Source organism: Mesorhizobium sp. WSM4844 (assembly GCF_055811775.1).
Genome location: NZ_JBVVQB010000194.1, coordinates 1 through 470 on the forward strand (window position 1 = coordinate 1; position 470 = coordinate 470).

Sequence of the window (470 nt, forward strand, 5' to 3'; positions counted from 1 at the left end):
AGGGTCGACAGCGTGCGCCGGTCCTCGGGCAGGCGCAGCCTGATGTCGACGGCGTCGTCCGCACCGGCCGGCCGGTACTCGCTGAGCTTCAGCCCGTTCGTCACCAGTTGCACCACCGTGCCGACCGAGGTCGGGCTGATGCCGTATTGCGCCGCCTTGGCGCGATCGACGTCGAGCGCCCAGTCGACGCCAGGCGGCGGCAGGCCGTCGGAAATGTCGATGACGCCGGGCACCTTGGCAATGCGTGCGGCGACGGCGCGCGCCTTGTCGTCGAGACCTTTCGGGTCGACGGCTGACAGCCTGATCTGGATCGGCTTGCCAGTGGGCGGGCCGGCCTCGGGCACGCGAACCTCGACGTCGACGCCGGGAATGCCGGCCATGACGCCGCGCAGCTCGTCCAGGATGGCGTTCGCCGATTTGCGCTCGCGCCAGTCGACGAACTCGTACTGGATCACGCCGACCACGTCTTC

The 470-nt window shown here is 69.8% G+C and carries 1 protein-coding gene; it reads right to left on the reverse strand.

What is annotated here, in order from left to right:
• Nucleotides 1-470: efflux RND transporter permease subunit (locus AC0L2A_RS36395; RefSeq protein ID WP_473613008.1), on the reverse strand; the 470-nt coding region annotated here is incomplete at both ends.